The 20,228-nt window shown below is 44.4% G+C and carries 17 protein-coding genes; 14 read left to right on the top strand and 3 right to left on the bottom strand.

Features of this window, described 5'->3' with window-relative positions:
• The first annotated feature begins 115 nt into the window (after positions 1-115).
• A complete protein-coding gene (gene mnmL / locus RWY97_RS05655; RefSeq protein WP_273176988.1) occupies positions 116-1,030 on the top strand; it encodes a tRNA modification radical SAM protein MnmL/YtqA in 915 nt (304 codons plus the stop codon).
• A gap of 10 nt (positions 1,031-1,040) precedes the next feature.
• Here mnmL and RWY97_RS05650 read toward each other — a convergent pair whose 3' ends face one another.
• Positions 1,041-1,844, bottom strand: a complete 804-nt coding sequence (locus RWY97_RS05650) for a gliding motility protein GldB-related protein (RefSeq protein WP_462675852.1) — start codon at positions 1,842-1,844, stop codon at positions 1,041-1,043.
• Positions 1,845-2,422: 578 nt separating this feature from the next.
• Here RWY97_RS05650 and RWY97_RS05645 point away from each other — a divergent pair.
• The 4 genes from RWY97_RS05645 to RWY97_RS05630 are packed head-to-tail and all read left to right on the top strand — an operon-like array spanning position 2,423 to position 9,546.
• Positions 2,423-4,030 carry a CTP synthase gene (locus RWY97_RS05645; protein WP_021583030.1) on the top strand — a complete coding sequence of 536 codons (1,608 nt, stop codon included), beginning with the start codon at positions 2,423-2,425 and terminating at the stop codon, positions 4,028-4,030.
• A 1-nt stretch (position 4,031) separates the two neighbouring features.
• On the top strand, positions 4,032-5,912 hold the full coding sequence (yidC, locus tag RWY97_RS05640; protein ID WP_315566034.1) for a membrane protein insertase YidC: 1,881 nt from the start codon (positions 4,032-4,034) through the stop codon (positions 5,910-5,912).
• Between the two features lie 9 nt (positions 5,913-5,921).
• On the top strand, positions 5,922-8,081 hold the full coding sequence (gene dpp5, locus RWY97_RS05635; RefSeq protein WP_315566033.1) for a dipeptidyl-peptidase Dpp5: 2,160 nt from the start codon (positions 5,922-5,924) through the stop codon (positions 8,079-8,081).
• Positions 8,082-8,130: 49 nt separating this feature from the next.
• Positions 8,131-9,546 carry an MFS transporter gene (locus RWY97_RS05630; RefSeq protein ID WP_315566032.1) on the top strand — a complete coding sequence of 472 codons (1,416 nt, stop codon included), beginning with the start codon at positions 8,131-8,133 and terminating at the stop codon, positions 9,544-9,546.
• A 100-nt stretch (positions 9,547-9,646) separates the two neighbouring features.
• On the opposite strand, the gene RWY97_RS05625 is transcribed toward RWY97_RS05630, so the two are convergent.
• Positions 9,647-10,696, bottom strand: a complete 1,050-nt coding sequence (locus tag RWY97_RS05625) for an iron chelate uptake ABC transporter family permease subunit (RefSeq protein ID WP_315566031.1) — start codon at positions 10,694-10,696, stop codon at positions 9,647-9,649.
• 7 nt (positions 10,697-10,703) lie between these two features.
• Entirely contained in the window at positions 10,704-11,636 is a 933-nt protein-coding gene (locus RWY97_RS05620; RefSeq protein WP_315566030.1) for a helix-turn-helix domain-containing protein, read from the bottom strand.
• 237 nt (positions 11,637-11,873) lie between these two features.
• On the opposite strand from RWY97_RS05620, the gene RWY97_RS05615 reads away from it, so the two are divergent.
• From RWY97_RS05615 to RWY97_RS05575, 9 genes are all read left to right on the top strand, one after another.
• Positions 11,874-13,163 (top strand): TolC family protein, encoded by a 1,290-nt coding sequence (locus tag RWY97_RS05615; protein WP_315566028.1) that lies wholly within the window; start codon positions 11,874-11,876, stop codon positions 13,161-13,163.
• 85 nt (positions 13,164-13,248) lie between these two features.
• Positions 13,249-14,343 carry an ABC transporter permease gene (locus tag RWY97_RS05610; protein ID WP_315566026.1) on the top strand — a complete coding sequence of 365 codons (1,095 nt, stop codon included), beginning with the start codon at positions 13,249-13,251 and terminating at the stop codon, positions 14,341-14,343.
• Positions 14,340-15,428 carry an ABC transporter permease gene (locus RWY97_RS05605; protein ID WP_315566025.1) on the top strand — a complete coding sequence of 363 codons (1,089 nt, stop codon included), beginning with the start codon at positions 14,340-14,342 and terminating at the stop codon, positions 15,426-15,428. Before RWY97_RS05610 ends, RWY97_RS05605 begins: the two co-directional genes overlap by 4 nt.
• A gap of 336 nt (positions 15,429-15,764) precedes the next feature.
• Positions 15,765-16,310: a DUF4199 domain-containing protein gene (locus tag RWY97_RS05600; protein WP_021583145.1), complete on the top strand. Its 546-nt coding sequence runs from the start codon at positions 15,765-15,767 to the stop codon at positions 16,308-16,310.
• Between the two features lie 12 nt (positions 16,311-16,322).
• Entirely contained in the window at positions 16,323-17,285 is a 963-nt protein-coding gene (locus RWY97_RS05595) for a glycosyltransferase family 2 protein (RefSeq protein WP_021583009.1), read from the top strand.
• Positions 17,273-17,752 carry a DUF6452 family protein gene (locus RWY97_RS05590; RefSeq protein WP_273176962.1) on the top strand — a complete coding sequence of 160 codons (480 nt, stop codon included), beginning with the start codon at positions 17,273-17,275 and terminating at the stop codon, positions 17,750-17,752. Before RWY97_RS05595 ends, RWY97_RS05590 begins: the two co-directional genes overlap by 13 nt.
• Positions 17,700-18,395: a DUF6048 family protein gene (locus RWY97_RS05585; protein ID WP_315566023.1), complete on the top strand. Its 696-nt coding sequence runs from the start codon at positions 17,700-17,702 to the stop codon at positions 18,393-18,395. The genes RWY97_RS05590 and RWY97_RS05585 overlap by 53 nt, the downstream gene beginning before the upstream one ends.
• Positions 18,396-18,450: 55 nt before the next feature.
• Complete coding sequence (locus RWY97_RS05580; protein ID WP_315566021.1) at positions 18,451-19,482, top strand: FAD:protein FMN transferase; 1,032 nt, start codon at positions 18,451-18,453, stop codon at positions 19,480-19,482.
• A 16-nt stretch (positions 19,483-19,498) separates the two neighbouring features.
• Positions 19,499-20,173: a Crp/Fnr family transcriptional regulator gene (locus tag RWY97_RS05575; protein ID WP_021583087.1), complete on the top strand. Its 675-nt coding sequence runs from the start codon at positions 19,499-19,501 to the stop codon at positions 20,171-20,173.
• The last annotated feature ends 55 nt before the right edge of the window (positions 20,174-20,228 follow it).

Raw genomic sequence — 20,228 nt, 5'->3', positions numbered from 1 at the left:
GATTTATTTACAGTTTTAGCCGCAAAGTTAAACAAAAAAACGTATTTTTGCAAACAGATCAACAGCAGATTATTCTGTTTAACGCAGATTAAGACTCACAGTTTCAAACATCACGATGAATCAGTTTTATAACGATTTTGGGACGTGGATCAGAGCACGATTTCCATTCAAAGTGCAGAAGATCTCTATCGATGCAGGCTTCACTTGTCCTAATCGCGACGGACGAACGGGCACAGGCGGCTGTACGTATTGCGACAACCGGACGTTCAATCCCACCTATTGTGACCGACGAAAAACCGTGAGCGAACAGTTAGAAGAAGGTAAAGCATTTTTCGCACGCAAGTATCCCGAGATGCGATACTTGGCTTATTTCCAGGCTTACACCAACACTTATGCTCCGGTCTCATCACTCGCAACTATGTATGAAGAGGCTCTCTGCACAGAAAATGTCGTAGGAATCGTCATCGGAACACGTCCGGACTGCATCAACGAAGCTTTACTCGACTATTTGAAGACACTCAGTCGTCGCACATTCGTACTCATCGAATACGGGATCGAGACTGCTAACAATACTACTTTGCGCCGAATCAATCGCGGACACACCTTTGAATGCACGCAGAGAGCTATCGAGATGACACATCGAAGAGGCATCCTCGTCGGCGGACATATCATCTTAGGCCTTCCCGGTGAGGACGCCGCAGAGAGCATCCGACAAGCACCGATTATCTCGTCGTTACCTCTCGACATTCTGAAAATTCATCAAATGCAAATTATTCGGGGCACAGTGCTGGCACGAGAATACGCTCGCAAGCCTTTCCATATATATAATGTAGACGAATATATCCAACTGATCATCGATTATATTGCCCGTCTTCGCAAAGATTTAATACTCGAACGATTTGTCAGTCAGTCGCCGGCCGACCTATTGATCGCACCTAAATGGGGATTGAAAAATTATGAATTTACCAACCGATTAGTCAATCGGATGAAAAAAATCGGTGCTTTTCAAGGAATGAATTACCACCTATAAGATCCATATTCTACTTGGCCATTGCAGAATAATCATCCAATCGCAACAGTGCTTCAACGTCACAGCTCTTCTGTTCGTTCATATACGCATCCACCATCGCAACATAATGCGTCTCGAAAAACGGTTTTCCCAATGTCTTATTGACCACCCACATCACCTTAGCCATATGCAAATCTTTCTCAATTTGCGCCCGGGCATCATAATGGGGCATCGGATAAAGACTCAGAAGATAAAAAAGCAAGCAGTCGGCCACAATAAACCGCCTGTCCATAGACATCCGTTGCCCCCGCGAATAATATCGTTTGTAAATGGGATAATGCGCTCCTAAATACTTATCTAAGCATATCCCGATCACTCCATTACCCACTATGATACTCTGATCCAATGCTCCGATCTGTGAATAAAAGATAGGAATCTTCATCTTCGGGAGCCAATCTTTCAATCTACCGAACGCGTGATCCAGTTCATCATTCACATCATCCATCTTGGCAAACTCCATTTGCACATCCGCAACAATCGCTTGCAAAGTAGAGTCTTGATAATATCTGAGAAACTGACCGCTAATTTCGGGATCATCGACATTACCTAACTGCAATACTTTTTCAATCAATGTACGAGTCTCGATGGGGTATTCCATATTCATTTCCTGCAACGCTGAGTAGTCGCCCGTCGTGAGATAACGACTCTCTAAACGATCATATCGACGCACTTCGATGTGCGAATCATGATCGTTCCACTCATTAGGCTTAAGCTTAAAGCCACAGGCCGTACAGAGAATCATCGTTACCGACAATATGTAATATACTTTCTTCAACTGAACTCGAATATACATTAGCTGGCGCAAAAATACTAAAAATATCTTTAAACGGCAAGCTATAAGCTAAAAAAGATAAATAAAAATCGTAAAATTAAATATTTAATGCAATTCCGTTAAGTATAATTAAACATTTCATTTATTTGAAATATGAAAATATCGACAACTCGATCTTTTCGTAATCAAGAGAGAAATGTATCAGGAAAAACATTCAGAAGATTGGGAATAAAAATTTATTAATCAGCGATTTATAGTTCACGATCAGCCATCATACAACAAAGACCGCTGCAAAAAGCCATTAAACGTCTTGCAATTAACCGTTAAACACAGGCTAATTAACGGTTAAACGCTGTCTGATTGACCGTTAAATACAAGCCGATTAACTGTTAATTACAGACCGATTCGTAAAGAGTGGTGCAGCTAGTAAATTTTCTGTGTCATATAATTAGGAAAATAAATGGTTTTCTTTGTCATTCATTCAGATTTCATTATCTTTGCATCTTGTAATCCATCAGTGGCAATGCAACGGAATATAGCATGCCGCTCGAATTGAAACTCAAAATAACATAATAGACATCGTGGCAGAAACAAAGTACATTTTCGTGACTGGCGGCGTGGTCTCCTCACTCGGAAAGGGAATCATTTCGTCGTCTATTGGTAAACTCTTGCAAGCAAGAGGCTACAACATTACGATTCAGAAATTCGATCCTTACATCAATATTGATCCGGGAACACTCAATCCTTATGAGCACGGAGAATGTTATGTCACCGTTGACGGTATGGAAACAGACCTTGACTTGGGGCATTACGAGCGCTTTACCGACATCCAGACCACCAAAGCTAACTCGCTTACGACAGGCCGTATCTATAAAGCCGTTATCGATAAAGAACGACGCGGCGACTATTTAGGAAAAACCATTCAGGTAGTTCCGCATATCACGGATGAGATTAAACGTAATGTTAAGCTCTTAGGAAAGAAGAATCATTATGATTTTGTGATCACCGAGATAGGCGGAACGGTAGGAGACATTGAGTCAACACCGTTTTTAGAAGCCATCAGACAGCTGAAATGGGAACTGGGTAAGGATGCTATCTGTGTGCATCTCACGTATGTGCCTTATCTGAAAGCGGCTCAGGAGCTGAAAACTAAGCCTACCCAGCACAGTGTGAAAGAGCTGCAAAGCATCGGAATACAGCCGGACATCTTGGTGTTGCGCACGGAGAAGCATCTTAATGATGGTATATTGAAGAAAGTTGCAGCGTTCTGTAATGTCGATTTCGATTGTGTTATTCAGAGCGAAGACCTGCCCAGTATCTATGAAGTACCCGTCAATATGCAGAATCAAGGGCTTGATGTGGCTATATTGAAGAAGATTGGCGAGCCCATTGGCGCAAAACCAGGCCTCGGTCCGTGGAAAAACTTCTTGGAACGAAGAGCTAAAGCCACTGAGGAAGTGCGTATCGGGCTCGTGGGGAAATATGACTTGCAGGATGCCTATAAGAGTATCCGAGAGAGTCTTTCACAGGCGGGCACTTATAACGACCATAAAACGGTGCTGGTTTTTGTCAATTCAGAGAAGATTACGCGCGAAAATGTGGCCGAAAAGTTAGAGGGTTTAGACGGTGTTGTGATCTGTCCAGGGTTCGGGCAGCGCGGTATCGAAGGGAAAGTCATTGCTGCCCACTATACTCGTACGCACAATATTCCCACATTCGGCATTTGTTTGGGTATGCAGATGATGGTAGTCGAGTTTGCACGTAACGTCTTGGGCTATGATGATGCCAACAGTCGTGAAATAGATGAGACGACCGAACATAATGTCATCGATATTATGGAAGAACAGAAAAACATAACGAATATGGGCGGTACGATGCGTTTGGGTGCTTATGAGTGTATTTTGAAGCAAGGTTCACGCGTGTTCGATATGTATAAGGAAAGTATTATTCAGGAGCGCCATCGTCACCGTTATGAGTTCAATAACGAATTTCAACAAGAGTATGAAAGAGCCGGAATGAAGTGTGTGGGTCGTAACCCCGAGAGCAATCTTGTGGAGATTGTAGAGATTCCCGGATTGAAATGGTATGTCGGGACACAGTTTCACCCGGAATACCAGAGTACTGTTTTGAAGCCCCATCCATTGTTTGTGGATTTCGTTAAAACAGCAATAGAAAACAAGAAAAAGTAAAATGGATAAGAATAATATCATTGGATTTGTATTGATAGCTGTGGTATTGATCGGTTTCAGTTGGTGGACTAAACCTTCGGCAGAACAGCAAGCGGCAGCTTTCAAGCAGGATTCCATTGCACAGGCAGTAAAACAACGACAGAAGGCAGCCGTAGAGAAGCGGGCGAAAACAGAACAGCAGTTGCCAAAAGACACTTCATCCCTGTTTTATACATCGCTGCAAGGCAAGGCAGCGAATGTCGTTCTGAAAAATAGTAAGATCGAACTGACGCTGAATACCAAGGGAGCGACCGTAGAAAAAGCTGTTATTAAAGGATTCAAAGACAAGAACGGGAATCCAGACGTTACGCTTTTTGACAGCAAAGATCAAAGTTTGAATTATACATTCGTGGCCAAAGAGGCTAATATCTCGACCCAAGACTTGTATTTTCAGCCCTCGTCCGTTACAGATTCGACCGTGGTTTTCACGGCACAGACTGCTGACAGGAAGGGCATCATATTGGCTTACACCTTGGGCAAGGACTATATGCTGCATTTAAAGATGTCCGTTCAAGGTATGGCCGGTCTCTTCTCGCCTGACAATACGACGTTAAATGTGGATTGGCAAGACAAATGTCGCCAGCAGGAAAAGGGGTTTACGTTTGAGAATCGGTATGCTTCGCTCACTTATCACGAGACAGAAGGCGGGACGGATTATCTGAACGAAAGTTCTGAAAAGATAGATGAGGAAGTCAAAGAAAAGATCGATTGGGTGGCATTTAAAAATCAGTTCTTCTCAGCTGTAATGATTTCGAGAACTGATTTCAGCCAGAATGCACTGATGACAAGTATTCCCCTGGAAAAAGGTTCGGGTTACTTGAAACAATACAGGGCTAAGATGAAGACGCTTTTCGACCCTTCCGGCAAGAGGCCTTCTGAATTTGATTTCTATTACGGACCTAATGACTTCCGGCTGTTACAGCGAGTTGAGAAAGAGTCTCACTTCGGTAAGGATTTAGAGATGCAGCGACTCGTTTATTTAGGTTGGCCGCTTTTCCGTATCATTAATCGCTGGTTTACCCTCTATGTCTTTGACTGGCTCACCGGTTTGAACATCAATATGGGGATTGTTTTGATTCTGATTACTCTGCTTCTCAAAGCAATCACCTATCCGCTTGTGAAAAAAAGCTATATGAGTTCGGCCAAGATGCGTGTGCTGAAACCTAAATTGGATGCGGCAACAGCTCAATATAACAAGCCTGAAGACCAAATGCAGAAACAGCAGGCGATGATGGCTGAGTACTCGAAATACGGTGTAAGTCCGTTATCGGGTTGTCTGCCGATGCTTATCCAGATGCCGATTTGGATCGCAATGTTCAACTTCGTACCCAATGCCATTCAACTCCGAGGAGAGAGTTTTTTGTGGATCAGTGATCTCTCTACTTATGATCCCATTATTGAATGGAATAAAAATATCTGGCTGATAGGTGATCACTTGTCACTTACGTGTATCTTGTTCTGTGCGGCTAACGTGCTTTATTCGATGATGACGATGCGGCAACAGCGAGATCAGATGATGGGACAGCAGGCCGAACAAATGAAGATGATGCAGTGGATGATGTATTTAATGCCCGTGATGTTCTTCTTTATGTTCAATGATTACAGTTCAGGACTCAACTTCTATTATTTTGTCTCGTTGTTCTTCTCGGCAGCTATTATGTGGGCTTTACGTAAGACGACGGACGACCGGAAATTGCTCGGCATTCTCGAAGCACGTTATCAGGAGAATAAAAATAATCCGAAAAAGCTCGGCGGATTGGCTGCACGGCTTCAAGCAATGCAGGAACAGCAGATGGAATTGCAGAGGAAGCGTCAAGATTTGGAACGAAAACGGAAAAACTAAATAAATCTTATGAACAGAGCAATCGTACTGGTGGTAGCTGCATTGATGATGGGCATATCACAAATGAAGGCACAGACAATGATCGGTAAGAACAACATTACGCTGAAAAGCGATCTGATGACGCCTGAAGCCTTATGGGCAATGGGACGTGTAAGCAATCCGGCAGCATCGCCCGACGGTAAACGCATTGTTTATCAGGTGGGTTATTACAGCGTAAAACAGAACAAAGGACATCAGGTTTTGTATATAATCGATGCCAACGGTAAGAATCAGAAGTTGCTGACAACTTCTGATAAAAGCGAGACTGATGCCTCCTGGATGGAGAACGGGAAGCGTATCGCATTCCTGACAGGTGGTCAACTGTGGTCGATGAATCCCGATGGAACCGATCGCAGACAATTGACTAAGTCGGCAACAGAGATCGAAGGTTATAAGTTTTCACCCGACGGGAAGTACGTTATTCTGATAAAGTCTATCCCTTATACCGGAACAATCAAAGCCAATCCTGATGATTTGCCATTAGCTACGGGGATGTTGATCACGGATATGAACTATCGTCACTGGGACCATTACGTTCAGTCTATTGCTCATCCTTATTTGGCCGATGTTACGACCGATGGTATCGGTGAGGGAATTGATATCTTGGGCGGTGAGCCTTATGAGTGTCCGGTAGCCCCGTTTGGCGGTGCTGAGCAATTGGCTTGGAGTCCGGACTCGAAGATGATCGCCTATACCAGTCGTAAAAAAGAGGGGTTGCAATATGCTATCTCGACCGATGCAGATATCTATCTATATAATATAGGTACGCGCGAGACGAAGAATCTCTGTAAGCCCGATGGTTATAAGGAGCCTGCTATCAATGCAACGAAAACAATGAAAGCACAGGCTGTGAATCATCAGAGCAGTGATATGAATGTGGGTTATGATGTTAATCCCAGGTTTTCTGCTGATGGTAAGTATGTGGCTTGGCAAAGTATGGCACGCAATGGGTATGAGTCTGATCGCAATCGACTGTGTATTTACACATTGGCCAACGGTAATAAGAAGTATGTAACAGAAAGTTTTGACTCGAATGTAGATGATTATTGCTGGGCCCCAGATGCTAAAACGCTTTATTTCATCGGTGTTTGGCACGCTTGTATTAATGTTTATCAAACCAATTTGAACGGTCAGGTAAAGCAGTTGACTGATGGATGGAACGATTATGGAAGTGTTCAGATGTTAGGAAATACGAATCGTTTGCTCACGACTCGACACAGTATCTCGCATCCCGATGACCTTTTCCTGGTAACACCGACTAAAAAGGAGAAGCAATCGACCGTTATGCAGATCACAGATGAAAATAAACATATTTTTGATCAGTTAGCTATCGGCAAGGTAGAACAGCGTTGGGTCAAAACTACTGATGGTAAACAAGAACTGGTGTGGATCATTTTGCCGCCTCATTTCGATGCCAATAAAAAATATCCTACCTTGCTTTTTTGTGAGGGTGGACCGCAAAGTCCCGTCAGTCAGTTTTGGAGTTATCGCTGGAATTTCCAGATAATGGCAGCCAACGGATATGTTATCGTTGCACCGAATCGGCGCGGTTTACCGGGGTTCGGCGCAGAATGGCTTGAAGAAATATCGGGAGATTGGTCCGGTCAGTGTATAAATGATTATCTTTCTGCTATCGATGATGCTACCAATAATTTGCCGTTTGTGGATAAAGAACGGTTAGGTTGTGTCGGAGCATCTTTTGGTGGCTTCTCTGTTTATTATTTGGCAGGTCATCACGACAAACGTTTCAAGGCGTTTATTGCCCACGATGGTGCTTTCAATCTCGAATCGATGTACACCGATACAGAAGAGGTGTGGTTCTCCAATTGGGAATACGATGATGCGTTTTGGAATAAAGATATGAGTGTCAACGCTAAGAAGACATACGAAAATAGCCCTCATAAGTTTGTGGATAAGTGGGATACACCCATTCTTTGCATTCATGGTGAGAAGGATTATCGCATCAATGCCAACCAGGGTATGGGTGCTTTCAATGCTGCACGGATGCGAGGGATTCCGGCAAAACTGCTTCTTTTCCCGGATGAAAACCACTGGGTGTTGAAGCCGCAGAATGGAATCTTGTGGCAACGCACATTCTTTGGTTGGCTCGATCAGTGGCTCAAAGATTAAAAAACTAACCGATTCAAAAACTTATAAACTTAAAAACTAATAAACTCAAATGGTAGAAACATTTCAAACAAAACTCAGCGACTCAAAGCTATGGCGTTGGACCGCGTTAATCTTACTCGCTTCGGCGATGTTCTTTGCCTACATTTTCGTAGACATTCTTTCTCCGTTACAGGAATTCTTGCAGACACAACGTGGGTGGGATCCTGTTGCTTACGGTCATTATGCAGGTTCCGAACCTTTCCTCAATGTGTTTGTCTTCTTCCTGATTTTCGCCGGAATCATTCTCGATAAGATGGGCGTGCGCTTTACTGCGGTTCTTTCCGGAATGGTAATGGTTGTTGGTGCGGGAATTAACTACTATGCCGTGAGCGACTTCTTCGTAGGAAGCAGCCTCGAAACATTCTTTACCAACACATTGAATTTGCCCCAAACGTGGTGGAATGTTACCCCATTCTATGCCGGAATGCCGGCATCAGCCAAGTTGTCTGCTATCGGATTTATGATCTTCGGATGTGGAGCAGAGATGGCAGGCATCACTGTTTCACGCGGTATTGTGAAATGGTTCAAAGGCAAAGAGATGGCTTTGGCTATGGGAATCGAGATGGCCATTGCCCGTGTCGGTGTTGCTGTTGTCGTCGTTGCATCTCCGGCGCTTGCCGCTATCAAACCGATCAGCGTGTCGCGTCCCGTTGCTTTCGAGCTGATGTTGCTCTGTATCGGTCTGATTTGCTTCATCGTTTACGGTTTTATGGATAAGAAACTCGATGCACAAGGTGTTGAAGAAGAAAAAGATGATCCGTTCAAAGTAAGCGATATCGGTAAAATCCTTTCATTGAAAGTATTCTGGCTCGTGGCCCTGTTATGTGTATTGTATTATTCGGCGATATTCCCTTTCCAGAAATACGCCATCAATATGTTGCAATGCAACCTGCATTTCTCGGCTGCTGATGCCGGACTGGTGTTCTTTGTCTTCCCGCTTGGTGCTGCCGCTGTAACGCCGTTCCTCGGCAACTATCTCGATCATAAAGGCAAGGGAGCTTCGATGCTCATTCTCGGCGCTATCCTGATGATTGCCTGCCACCTCGTATTTGCTTTCGTTGTGCCGGCCACGCAGAGTGTCGTTATCACGTTGACAGCCGTTATTGTGCTCGGAATCTCGTTCTCGCTTGTGCCTGCGGCTCTTTGGCCATCGGTGCCCAAGCTCATCGATGAGAAGCTTATTGGTTCGGCTTATGCCCTGATCTTTTGGATTCAGAACATCGGACTCTATGCTTTTCCGATGATTATCGGTTCGGTGTTGAGTGCATCCAATCCTGGCATTACCGATCCATTACAGTATAATTACACCATTCCGATGTGCGTATTTGCTTCTCTGGGTGTGATGGCTTTATTCCTTGGCTTTGCGCTTAAAGCTTTGGATAAAAAGAAAGGCTATGGTCTTGAAGCGCCTAATATTCAGTCATAAAGTGTTAGTAATATTTCGATATGAAAAGAAAAATCCCGATTGTCAATAGCAATTGGGATTTTTTTGCTCTTATTACACAATAGAATATAGGTAATATTTCTTATGAACGCTTCACGATAACATAAATAATAACAGGAGAACCGATGAGGGGCGTTACGGCATTCAGTGGGATTATTCCTCCGTCTGCGGGCAGACAACAGAGAAGATTACACAACAATGCCACAGTAGAACCGATGAGTATTGTGACAGGCAATAGCGAATAGTGATTCTCGGTAGACAAAACGAGACGGGCAATGTGTGGAACGGCTAAGCCGATAAAAGCAATCGGTCCGCAAAAAGCTGTGCTTATGGCTGTCAACAAGCCTGTAATTACTAACAAATAATTGCGTACACGAATTGTATTTATGCCCAGATTCTCAGCATATTGTTCGCCAAGCAGCAAAGCGTTAAGTGGTTTGATCATCGTAAATGAAGCCAAAAGTCCTACTATGATGATGGTAATAAAGATAGGAAGCTGTGTCATCGACACACCACCAAAGTCTCCCATTCCCCACATTATATAAGACTTGACACCCTGTTCAGTAGCAAAAAAGTTGAGCAACGATACTGCCGAGGAAGCCAGATAACCGATCATTAGACCGATGATCAGCAGCATTATTCCGTTATGAACAAGTGAAGAAAACAAAAAAATGATGCCTGTTACTAACATCGCACCTGTAAATGCAGCGACCAATACAGCCAAAAATCCCGACAAATTCAGCACGCCAATACTTACATTACCTCCCAATAGCAGCATTACCACTGCCACACCGAGTCCTGCTCCGCTCGTAATTCCGAAGACAGAAGGGCCTGCTAACGGATTACGGAATGCTGTTTGCAACATCAATCCGCTTACAGATAAGGCAGCCCCACATAGAATTGCTGTAACGGCTTGCGGCAACCGAGATTCCAGAATGATGTATCGCCAACTCTCTTTCACCCCGTTTTCGCCTGTAAGAACGGTCCAGACGTCAGCCGGCGGAATCCGGATCGGTCCCACAATGAGATTGAGTGTGAAAAGAACGGCAATGAGAATGGGCAGAATAATAAACAAAATTCTTCCGCGCCTCTTCCCCGAAGGAAGGAACTCAAAGGGGCTTTTATATATCATCTTGTTTTTATCCATTTTTCATTTCTCGATTTTCAATTCTCAATTCCCGATATTCTCGGGGCGTAATTCCTGTGAGTCGTTTGAAATATTTGCAGAAAAAGCTATCTGTCGGGAAATCTAACAGATCGGCAATCTGCGAGATTTGCAGCGTACTGTGGCGCAATAAAACTTTTACTTCCATCACCGTAGCACGGTTGATCCATTCTTTTGCAGCAACTCCACTCACTTGTTTGATCAGTGTTCCGAGGTAACGCGGAGTGAGATGCAATCGATCGGCATAATATTCGAGATGTCGTTGACGGCCATTTGATTGGTTGACCAATCGAATAAAACTGTCGAACAGCTCGCGTTCGTGTGTTTGTTGTTTCTCTATCGTAGCCGTATACTTTTCATATAGCGTGCTGAAATAATGGATCAGTGCAGCCATAAGGTTTTTGACCGTTTCGTTGTTGCTTTCTGCCTGATGCACGATTTCCCATAATAAAGAAAAGATTTTTCGATACATTGTTATCTCATCAACTGTCGGTATAAACATTTCGCCCTGCATTCTGATTAGTAACGGTGATGGAATCTGCCCTCGCATAATAGTGTTGAGCAGTTCAGTTGTGATAGTAAAGCCTTCGAGATCGAGATCGTCTGAGCATCGTTCGACCTGCATAATACTGTCACTACCGATAAATACGAGCATTCCCTGTGTCACATGAAAGGGTTGAAGATTGAGAATGACATCTGTTTCGCCCGATTTGATATATCCAATACGCATATCGTCAAACCGCATCGGAATCCCTGTTTCAAAGATATTCTTCAATACTCGAACCATATTTTTCACCATAGCGAAGTCGTGTCCGAGGAAAGATGTGAAGTGAGGATCATGCATATTCTTTTCAACGAGTTCTCTGAAAAGCGAGAACGAGATACGTTGTGGTTGTTTGTCAATCATTGTTCCAACTCCTTTCCGTTCGTCAGTACTATTTATTCTATACGGGTTTGGTGTACAAAGTTACACTTTTATGCTCTCAATTTACACATAAACGAGATTTTATTGTTCCCTGAGAACAGAAGATTCGATACAAAAAAGAAAGTATTTACTACGAAAAGAACATTATTCGTGTAGAATGGATAACGAATGTACGTATGAAAAGGGCTATTTTTGCAATGATTATTCAAAGGAAAGACGATGAAAAGGAAATTAACGATCGTATTCGGGTTAATGGTGACCATAAAAGTATTTGCACAACTTTCAATAGCCGACTGTCAACAAATGGCACATGACAATTATCCTGCCATCAAGCGATATAATCTGATTATGCTACATCGTAATTATGATGTGAGCAACCTATCGAAAGCATATCTGCCACAAATAAAGGTTGGGACAACAGCCGGTTTGTTCACAGATCTGCTCCGATTGCCTATTGCGTTGCAAGCAGTTGCAGGTAGAGAGATGAAGAATCATCTGTTGATGGCCAACGTACAAGTGAACCAATTAATTTACGATGGTGGTACAGTAGCGGCCACGAAACGTGTGGTGCGACGGCAAACTGAGGCTGAAAGTAGAGCGACAGACGTAACGATGTATGATATCCGTAGCCGAGTGAATGAGCTGTTTTTCGGCATTCTGATGCTTGATGCACAACTCCAACGTAGCGAATTGCTGCAAAACGATCTTGCATTGAGCCGCAAAACGGTGGACGGAATGTTGCGGGGAGGCATTGCCAATCAGTCGGATATAGATGCGGTAGCAGTAGAACAAGTGCGAGCCGAGCAACAGACGACGAGTTTGCGAGCGTCGCGCCGTGCTTATCTCACAATGTTGGGGTTATTCATTGGTCGCGAGTTGGCCGATACAATTGTTTTGAAACACCCATCGGAAATAAGAGAACAGCATGCAATATCGACACAACGGCCAGAGTTGGCGGCCTTTGTAGCCCGACAAAGAATGATCGATGCACAGCGCAAGGTGCTCGACACGCAACTCCGCCCGAAGTTGAGCGCCTTCGGGTTGGCGGCCTATCATAACCGAATGATGAGTTTGGTGCAAGACAAATTCTTTGCGGCGGGACTCACATTGAGTTGGGACATCACGCCATTTTACACGCGCCGCAATAATCTGCGCAAGTTGTCTGTACAGCAACAGCAGGTGGATAATGACCGCGAAATATTCCTTTTCAACACCCATTTACTGTCTGCGAGTGTCAACGGAATCATCAACGATCTGCGCGAAGGTCTCAAACAAGACGATCGTATCATCTCTTTCTGGGAGCTGATTTATGCTGCTGCCGCCCGCGGAATTACCGTTTTTGTGACCACACACTATATGGACGAGGCCGAATATTGCGATAGAATCTCGATAATGGTCGATGGAAAGATCCGCGCAATGGATTCGCCTGCGGCCCTGAAACAAGCTTACGGCTGTACGGATATGGATGGAGTGTTCACGAAATTAGCGCGACAAGCAACCCGCGTATGAGTCACTCATCAATTTAAAAACTTATAAACTCACAGACTTATCAACTCACCAACTCATCAACTCACAAAACTCACTAACTCATAAGATGTCTCCCACACTCTCGTTTATCATCAAAGAGACCCGCCATATCACTCGCGACCGGCGCACAATGCTGATACTCTTCGGTATGCCGGTGGTAATGATGTTGCTGTTCGGTTTCGCCATACGCACCGATTTGCGGAATGTGAACCTTGCGGTCGTGACTTCTTCAATGGGCAATCGCACTCAACAGATCATCGACCGACTTAATGCGTCGGAATATTTTACTGTGACTCACTGTGTGGGTACGCCCGAAGAGGCCCACGGACTCATCGTTGCACGCAAAGCAGATATGGCTGTTGCTTTCACGCCCGGCTTTGCAAACCATCGCTATGATGCTACGGCGGGTATTCAACTCATTACCGATTACACCGATCCTAACACGGGTGAGATGCAGAATGTGTATACACAGCAGATTATTTCGGTGGCACTCGCATCGCCAGCAGCGGTCAAGACAGTGCCGCCTGTCAACAGCAGACTGCTCTATAATCCGCAAATGAAGAGCGCTTATAATTTTGTTCCCGGTATAATGGGTATGCTTCTGATTCTTATCTGTGCAATGATGACTTCGGTAAGTATCGTTCGTGAGAAAGAGCGAGGCACGATGGAAGTTCTCTTGGCATCGCCCGTTCGCCCAATAGTCATCATTATTGCCAAGGCTATTCCTTATATGTTGCTCTCCATCGGTATTCTGATCAGTATTTTGGTCATATCCAAATATGTTCTCGCCGTGCCTCTTACAGGCAGTCTGTGGGCCCTTTTCGGCCTCTCCTTATTATATATATTGCTGGCGTTGGCATTGGGATTGCTCATCAGTATCATTGCCGACACGCAGTTGGCAGCACTCTTGCTCTCGGGAATGGTATTGCTTTTGCCCAATCTGATGTTGTCAGGAATGATTTATCCTATCGAGAGTATGCCTGCCATTCTGCAATATCTGTCAGCTATTGTGCCCGCCCGATGGTACATTTCGGCTATTCGCAAACTGATGATAATGGGTGTTGGTTTTGAGTTTATCCGTCAAGAACTGTTCGTCTTATTGTCAATGGCAGCGGTGATAATGACTGTTGCTTTGGCAAAATTTAAAATTCGACTGCAATGATACTAAAATATCTCATCTGGAAAGAGTTCATTCAAATACGGCATAATCCGTTCCTGCTGCGGTTGATCGTTATATTTCCCATTGTTATTATGTGTGTCGTGCCATGGGTTACGACACTGGAAGTGAAAAATATTGGCATTAGTGTCGTCGATAATGATCATTCTACGGTGTCTGCACAGTTGACAAATCGAATCGTGGTGTCGCCTTATTTCAAGTTCAAAGGCGTGTATGGAACTTATGCTGAGGCGTTACACGGAATCGAAAAAAGCGATATTGACATTGCAATGGTTATCCCGCCGCATTATGAACGCAATCTCGTCAGCGGTCGACAGCCGCAAGTACTCATCGCCGCCAATGCTGTCAACGGAACGAAAGGCAGTATCGGATCGGCTTATTTGGCTAATATTGTCTATCGACAACGGGCCGAGACTACTGTAACAACGGCCCCTTCTCCTGTTGCTACATTGCCGATCTTCAACCCGAACAAGGATTATAAGGTTTATATGATTCCTGCTTTGTTAGCTCTTCTGACTGTCATGTTTTGCGGATTTATCCCTGCACTCAACATAGTTAGTGAGAAAGAGAAGGGTACTATCGAGCAAATCAATGTGACCCCGGTACATAAAGGCACTTTCATTTTAGCCAAACTCATTCCTTATTGGTTCATTGCGCTGTTTGTTGCAACAGTATGTCTGCTTCTGTCTTGGGGTGTTTATGACATTACTCCCAATGGAAGCGTCTTCTCGGTTTACGTTTTGATCATTCTGTTGGCATTCGTCTTCAGCGGTTTAGGACTGATAGTTTCCAATTATAGTGATGCTATGCAGCAGGCGATGTTAGTAATGTGGTTCTTGATGGTGTGTCTGATGCTCCTCAGCGGATTGTTTACTCCCATTGCGAGTATGCCCAACTGGGCCCGTCATCTCACGTTTGTCAATCCGCTTCGTTATTTCATCGATGCTATCCGTACGGTCTTTGTGCGGGGCGGCAGTCTGTCGAGTATTATCCCGCAACTCATCGTTCTCATCGCATTTGCTGCCGCAATCAATGTGTGGGCGGTGCAAAGCTATAAGAAAAACAGTTGAGATAGGAAATAGTCTTACTCTTGTCTTTCTTTCATTTGAAAGAGAATAGAATGTTATTTTGTATATATCTGAAAATCAGTTATATATGATAGGTCTTTCAATTAACGGTTAAATGTCTTACGATTAACCGTTAATCGAGTTCCGTTTAACGGCTTTTTGGTGTGCGTTTAACCGTTAATCGTAAAGCCGTTTGTTGCAGATGTATATATAACCAGTTTTGATTGTGTTTTGAGAATTATCTTTTTGTGCTTTTATCTGCAATTCTGTCGGCAAAAATTAATTGTTAATTATCAATTATCAATTGTTATATGTGAGATAATTTGCGTAATTTTGCCAATGAATATGACTATATCTCAAGCATTGATTCAGCTGAAAGCTTTCGCGCGACAGGATGGAGCGATTGTGGCTCTGACGTGGACGGCGAGTTTTGCTTTAACCCTTTTGAGTTCTCAGACGCCCTATGGCAGTCTCTTGGCCATCGCTACGCCCTTTATCATCGGATGGCGATTAATCAAGTTTCGCAATTATGCCCTTGATGGAATCATCTCTTTTCGCAGGGCGCTTGCTTATTCCTGGTACACGTTTTTCTATGCAGCGGTGCTCTTTGCCGTAGTTCAATATCTTTATTTTAAGTTTTTGGATCACGGTGTATTGATACAACTGATGAACGAAACGGCACAGATTCTGATACCGATTTACAAGGCGCAAGGCTTACAGGAGACAGAGATTCAGAATGCGATTGCAATGTTCGGATCGCTCACTCCGATACAACTCGCCTTTATGTTTATGATGCAGAACATCTTTATTGGTCTTGTTTTGAGTCTGCCGATAGCTGCCGTGTGTATGCGAAAGACGCATTACGGGAGCCCGAAAATCAAGTAAAGCAATTAGAATATGGATATATCAGTTGTCATTCCCTTATATAACGAGGAGGAATCTTTGCCCGAACTGTATGCTTGGATCGAGCGAGTGATGCAGGCGAAAGGATTTAGTTTCGAGGTAATTTTCGTCAATGACGGGTCTACGGATCGCTCTTGGCAAGTGATAGAAACGCTTAGCCGTAAGGAAGATTGCGTGAAAGGCATTAAGTTTCGGCGTAATTATGGCAAGAGTCCGGCTCTTTATTGCGGATTCAAAGAAGCACAGGGCGATGTCGTTATCACTATGGATGCCGACCTACAAGACTCTCCCGACGAGATACCCGAGCTCTATCGGATGATTAAGGAAGACGGATTCGACCTCGTATCGGGTTATAAGGAGAAGCGCTACGACCCGCTTTCAAAGACACTTCCTACGAAACTCTTCAACGCAACAGCACGCCGAATCAGCGGCATTCGCAATCTGCACGACTTCAATTGCGGACTGAAAGCGTATCGACGGGATGTGGTGAAGAATATCGAAGTGTATGGCGAGATGCACCGTTACATTCCTTACTTGGCCAAGAATGCAGGCTTTTGCAAGATCGGTGAGAAGATTGTGCACCATCAGGCACGTAAATACGGCAAGTCGAAGTTCGGTTTGAATCGTTTTTTCAACGGTTACTTAGATCTCATCACACTGTGGTTTCTCAGCAATTTCGGCAAAAAACCGATGCATGTTTTCGGCTTTTTGGGTACGATTATGTTTCTCATCGGCCTGCTGGCAACGCTTGTCATCGGTGCCGATAAGTTGTGGGCGCTGTCCCAAGGCATACCGCAGCGGTTGGTAACAGATTCTCCTTATTTCTACATCTCATTGACAATGATGATGATCGGCACGCAATTGTTCCTTGCAGGATTCATCGGCGATCTCGTCAGTCGTACGTCACAGAGTCGCAATGACTATCAAATAGAGGAGGAAATCAGATGCGGAAACTGATCGTTTTCATTGCTTCGGCACTGTTGTTGGCTGCCTGTTCGTCGATAGATTGTCCTTTGAACAGTCGTGTTTTTACCAAGTATAAGTTGGCGGGCAACGTCAAAACACTGGCTGATACATTGACAATTTACACGACAACAGCTTTGGGTAAAGACTCAATATTGATTAACAAGGATGTGAAAAAAGACAGTTTCTTGCTTCCGATGAGCTATCGTAGGGAAGAAGATGTGTTCTTTTTCGAGATGAAAGATACCAATCGCGTGATTCATCGAGACACTGTGAGGGTACGAAAAGAAGACCATCCCCACTTCGAAGCTGTCGACTGTAACCCTGCTATATTTCATACTATCAAGGGTGTAAGATATACTCGCCATCGGATCGACTCGATAGTGCTCAACAACTCAACGGTAAATTATGATGCGACAACCACTCATTTCCTCATATTTTTCAAGGGTAAGCGTCCTTAGTCTGCTGCTTTTGTGCTGCGTTTCAGTGTCGGCGCAACGCCAACGAAAGATCATTGCGCATCAGCCCGATACCATTCCGCTGTTTCGAGGCATTGCAGTCTCGGCCGATTTAGTGGGGGTTGCACAACTCACTTTTGGTGATTACGGTCAGTACGAGGCTGCGTTGCGCGTGAATTTAAAAGATAAATACTTCCCCGTTTTTGAACTCGGATACGGCAAAGCCGATGCAAATGATGTGGCAACACGGCTCGCTTACAAAGCGCGTGCACCCTATGCGCGTGCCGGTTTAGACTTCAATGTGATGAAAAATAAGCACGATATCTATCGGTTTTATACCGGATTCCGTTACGCCTTTACGTCATTCAAGTATGATGTAGACAGTCCCGGCATTACAGATCCTGTCTGGCGGGAACACGTGGAGTTTGAAGCGCACGGTGTAAGTTGTTCTTATCACTGGTTAGAAGCAGTGGCCGGAATCGACGCCAAGTTGTGGGGGCCAGTGCGATTGGGTTGGAGTGTGCGTTACAAACGTCGTCTATTTCATCGCGAAGGACAGTTCGGTAATGCTTGGTATGTACCCGGATTCGGTAAAGGTAGCAACTCGCGATTAGGCGGAACATTCAATATCATTGTCGAATTATAACTTAGTCGCGTATTCTTTTCACCTTTCCACTCTTTCACTTTTCACCTTTTAAAGTATGTTTAATAAACAACGTAAACGCCTTTTATGGCAAATCCCTTTCTTAGCAGCTCTGATTGTCGGCACCATTCTCATCATCCGGCAGCAGCGTTCGATGCCGTACCAACACGACACGGGATTTATTTTCGGCACGATTTACAACATAACTTATCAGAATGACAAAGATCTGAATGCCGAAATCGTGGCCGAACTCAATCGCGTAGACGCTTCGATGTCTATGTTCAATAAGCAATCGACAATTTCGAGAATCAATCGTAACGAGGCCATTACAGTCGACCCAATGTTCGAGGAAGTGTTTCGATTGGCCGAAAACGTGTCGAAAGAAACCAGCGGAGCATTTGACATTACCGTCGCTCCACTTGTAAACGTGTGGGGATTCGGCTTTAAAAGTGGCGTAAAACCTACTCGGCACGTCGTCGATAGTATTCGGTCGTTAGTGGGTTATCAGAAAGTAAGTCTGCAAAACGGCCATATTCGCAAAGCCGATCCACGTATTATGCTCGATTTCAGTGCCATTGCTAAGGGCTACGGAAGCGATGTTGTGGCCCGCTTTTTGCGCAGTCGGGGAATCAATAACTTTATGGTTGAGATCGGAGGCGAGGTTGTTACGAGTGGTATTAACGACAAACGGTTGCCTTGGCGTATCGGAGTGACCAAGCCGACAGACGATTCTCTCAGCGTAAATCAGGAGCTTCAGACCGTCTTGAACATAACAGACAGAGCGATGGCAACCAGTGGGAACTATCGTAACTTTTATTATAAGGGCGGTAAAAAGTATGCACACACCATTGATCCGAAGACTGGTTACCCTGTGCAACACAATATTCTGTCGGCTACGGTGATAGCCAAAGACTGTGCTACGGCCGATGCTTATGCCACGTCTTTTATGGTGTCGGGACTCGACGGAGCACGAAAGATATTGGAACGACATCCCGAACTGATGGCGTATTTCATCTATTCGGATGCCCGAGGACATAATGCCGTGTGGTTTTCACCCTCTATGAAAGATAAGATTTTGAGTAAACCGTAATGTAAAAGACGGCGTGATGGACGGCAATGTACAGCTATATGATAAACTGTTACAGCTCCCGCTGTTTCAAGGAATGAGTCACGATGATCTCACTTTGGTTGTCGGGCACACCAAAATAGGGTTTCACAAACTATCAGCAGGCCGTTTACTCGTTAAGGATGGCGATATTTGCGATCAACTTTACTGCCTGATGAGCGGCGCATTGACTGTCGAAACCATTGCCGATGACCGCAGTTATACGTTCGAGGAAACGCTTTCAGCACCCGATTTGATTCAACCCGAGCGCTTGTTTGGACTCACCCAACGGTTTACACATACTTATACGACTAAGACTGATTGCTGTCTGATTGCTTTGGACAAGGCTGAAACAACGAAACTTATCGATCAATTCATCATCTTCCGATTGAATCTGATGAATCGGATAGCCACGAATTTACAACGGGCAGAGCGTCGGCCGTGGCGTCGACAGCCATCCGATCTCCGCGGAAGGCTTATCCGATTCTTCGAAATGCACAGTCTCAGGCCGGCTGGCGAGAAGCGTATCACGATTAAAATGATACAATTAGCTCACGAGTTGAATGATAGTCGGCTGAATATTTCCATTGTTTTGAATGCGCTGCAAGCCGAAAATTTGCTCACGCTTTATCGTGGCCGAATCCATATTCCGGCCTTAGAGCACTTATTAATGTAACTTACTGATATTCAATTAATACAGACTCAATTCTTAATTAACCGTTAATCATCTT

The sequence above is a fragment of the Hoylesella pleuritidis genome, assembly GCF_963541955.1.
Taxonomy (GTDB): Bacteria; Bacteroidota; Bacteroidia; order Bacteroidales; family Bacteroidaceae; genus Prevotella; species Prevotella pleuritidis.
Note: the sequence above shows the minus strand (reverse complement) of the source record. Positions and strands in the feature narration are given on the sequence as shown.